This is a genomic window from Mariniflexile sp. (genome assembly GCF_041583155.1).
GTDB lineage: Bacteria > Bacteroidota > Bacteroidia > Flavobacteriales > Flavobacteriaceae > Mariniflexile.
Map to the genome: position 1 here is coordinate 1 of NZ_JBFHGK010000099.1, position 3,394 is coordinate 3,394.

Annotated in this window: 3 protein-coding genes; all 3 read left to right on the forward strand. The window is 34.6% G+C overall.

Annotated elements, in window-relative coordinates; genetic code table 11:
- The first annotated feature begins 334 nt into the window (after positions 1-334).
- Entirely contained in the window at positions 335-895 is a 561-nt protein-coding gene (locus tag ABYI63_RS17295; RefSeq protein WP_372758111.1) for a hypothetical protein, read from the forward strand.
- Between the two features lie 53 nt (positions 896-948).
- The gene (locus tag ABYI63_RS17300) at positions 949-1,464 is read left to right on the forward strand and encodes a hypothetical protein (RefSeq protein WP_372758112.1); all 516 of its coding nucleotides are present in this window, start codon (positions 949-951) and stop codon (positions 1,462-1,464) included.
- 3 nt (positions 1,465-1,467) lie between these two features.
- A partial coding sequence (locus ABYI63_RS17305) for a glycoside hydrolase TIM-barrel-like domain-containing protein (protein ID WP_372758113.1) occupies positions 1,468-3,394 on the forward strand: 1,927 nt, incomplete at its 3' end.

A 3,394-nucleotide genomic window follows, 5' to 3' on the forward strand; every position in this document is an offset into this window, starting at 1 on the left:
ATGGTGTAGCAACTGAAATACATTATTGGTTAAATGACGGAATATGTGATTGCTTGGGCGATTGTAAAGACGGAAACTCTGGAAAGAAATTGCCGTTGCAAGAATGCTATTAGTTAAGCATTTTTTATTGCACATAACACCAAAATAAGAATCGTTTTTTTTATGATTCTTATTAACTGTTATCAAATGTTCTTCCTAATTTTAAAATAAGCACTCTTTTTTTACCAAAAATTAATACCTATAAGTATATATTAATACTTATAGGTATTTTTTTATATATTTGAGTATCAAAAAACTATTTTACGTCAATTTTTGAAATATTAATCCCTGGTGAATGTCCCAAAGTATTGTACCTATTAAAGTTCGTCCGCATTTAATACCATTCTTTTATAAAGAATTTAAGGCAGATACCGATGCGCACTATTTAAAAAGCAGAGTAAAAGCCTGTAAAATAGTGATCAACTCATCATTGGGAAAAATGATACGCATAGCACTGGAGAAATGCGAGCATCCCGTAAAACCTCAAAAATTTTATATTTATTTTTCGGTAGCCAATAAAGTATCCAATAAAGCTACTGCCGAAATTTACCAAACCGTTAACGGTACCAATTCCTTTTTAAAAGTTCCCGAGCATGTGGCATCAGATATTAATGATATTTTCGAAGACCTTTTTCGTTACAGCTTTGTTACCACAGTTTACACCGCTTTAAAATACGCGCCACATTTAAAAGTAGAAAAAGTAATCTTAGATTTTATGGCAGAATACGATCTGGAAGAACATGGCTTTCGGGTAGCCTCCATGAGAAGTTTATACAATAGAGAAATTAAAGAACGTACGCCTTTATACCGTTTTCAGAGTAAAACAAGTAACCGATCCTTAAACTTTTCAAAATAATTTCATGTCTTAAAAATTGAAACGCTTTCTGTCATCTTTACAAAAAAAATAACATGTCTATTCTTAGTAAAGTTGTAGGAGCGCCTTTTATATGTAAAGTCTATTTAGACTTCAACGGCTCGTTAACGGCTTTATCTGGAGCAGAACATCAAAATTTTTATAATTCATTAGGAAACCAATACACTTGGAAACCATTGCACATTGGTTTAAAAACAGTGTCTTTTTCCGATAAGGAAAAAACATCTAGAGCAGGATCAAGTTACGAGCAACAATTAAAAGTCTCTTTTGCTAATACCGATAGCCTGCGAACCGATAGAATAGAAAAAATTAAATCGACCAAATTTGTTAGAATAGAATTATCCAACGGACAATCTATTGTTATGGGCCGAAATGATTATTTCCAAAACAAACCACTAGAAGTGACCTACGCTTCCGATGAAGTTAAAACAACCATAACCTTTAAAACAGTGTCTATATTCCCTATTGGTTTATTAGAAATTAATGATGTCTCCAGTTTTATAGACTTCCTTATACCAACAGAACAGCCTAACAATTTAATATCTATTTAAAAAATGAGCGTATTTCCATTAAATATCCCCGATAAAGAAGATCATCCAGATAAAGTAGCAAAACTAGAAGGTGTAGACTCTAAGTATTATCAAACGGCTTATGAAATAAACAGAAAAAAGAAGGCTATTGAAGAACTAAAGTGTATTTCAACCCAAATACAAAAACAAACCGAAACCCTAGAAGGACTCGAATCGCAAATAAAATCTATTAATTTAGTTCCATCCAGTGGAGAAGGTGTTTATTCTACTACAGAAATAACGGTGCCAAATGCGGGAGACCCTTACACTCTTAATAAAAATTTCAGTACCGATTTAACCGATTTTGAGGTGAGCATGCAAAGCTTAGCAAAAAATCTTCCAAACAATAAAACAATTAATTTAGTAGTAAGTTGGTTTGGTTCAGATTTAAGGATTGGTGAATGTAAAATACAGCCGAAAGCAAAAAATAATTATGATGTTTTTGAGCATCCTTATAAAAAATTTAATGCCAGTGAAAGCAGTTATGTTAATTACGACTGGTTAGTTAGTGGAATCAATCGTGCAAGTGCAGATTACGTGAGTATAACCGAAGGTGTAGTGAATTTTGGTGGCACACCTACAGATTACGGCGTGTTACAATCTATAGTCTACGCTATTAAAGTACACCAGCAGAACGTAGCTTTTTACCCTTTTTTATTAATGGATATCCCTGAAGATAACACTATGGGACAACCTGTATTTCCTTGGCGTGGCAGAATGTACTCGCCTAACGATAAAACACCTTTAGCAGAAACAGATATAAATACCTTTTTCGGAACAATATCGTCATCAGATTTCTCTTTAGACGAGGTAAACGATAAGGTTTTGTTTACAGGGAATTTAAGCGATTACACCTACCGCAGAATGATATTGCATTACGCATGGTTATATGTTTTAGCTTCTAAGCAATTAACAGAAGCCGAGAAATTAAAACTAAGCACTTTTTACATAGGCAGTGAATTAAGGGGGTTAACACAAACACGATCCACAGCTTCAAGCGTTCAAAATGCGGTTTATCCAGCTGTAGAAAAACTATCTCAGTTAGCCGACGATGTAAAAGCTGTTTTTAACGCTAATGGGTTATCCAATGTGAAAATTGGGTATGCGGCAGATTGGAGCGAATATCACTCGCATAAACCTAATGATGGCAGCGGAGATGTTTATTTCAATATGGATAAACTTTGGTCTAATCCAAACATAGCCAAAGTGAGTATAGACAACTACTTACCGCTAAGCGATTGGAGAGATAGTGAAACTCATGAGGATTTTGGCGCTGGATTGATAAGTAAATATAATGTTGATGGTGTTTTTGCTACCAATTCCTTTCCTAGAGGTAAAAACATATACGATTACAATTATTTAATGGGGCAAATAGAGGGCGGTGAATACTTTCATTACTATTATGCTTCAGAAAGTGATAGGGAACAACAGATAAGAACCATCATTGAAGATGGATTAGAAGGGAAACACTGGATTTACCGACAAAAAGATATTAGAAACTGGTGGAAAAACAAACACTACGATAGACCAGGAGGAATTCCAAAAACAACTCCTACTAATTGGACACCCGAAGCTAAACAAATTGCGTTTAGTGAATTTGGTTGCGGGGCGATAAACAAAGGAACAAACCAACCCAATGTTTTTTTAGATCCTAAATCATCCGAAAGCTTAGCACCTCACTTTAGTAATTCCAATCCAGATGTTTTAATTCAACGCGCCTATTTCGAGTGTATGATTAATTATTGGAGTTTATTTGGAGACACCATGATTAACGTTGATGATATGATTGCGTGGGCGTGGGATGCACGCGGCGATTTTTGGACTAGATCGGATATATGGGTAGATGCTGTTAATTATGATACTGGACATTGGTTAAATGGACGTGCAGGGACTATTAACACAAATCAATTGA

What these genes read in the sequence shown, in the direction of transcription:
- ABYI63_RS17300 (WP_372758112.1), top strand. Translation starts at nt 949, where the DNA reads ATGTCTATTCTTAGTAAAGTTGTAGGAGCGCCTTTTATATGTAAAGTC.
- ABYI63_RS17295 (WP_372758111.1), top strand. Translation starts at nt 335, where the DNA reads ATGTCCCAAAGTATTGTACCTATTAAAGTTCGTCCGCATTTAATACCA.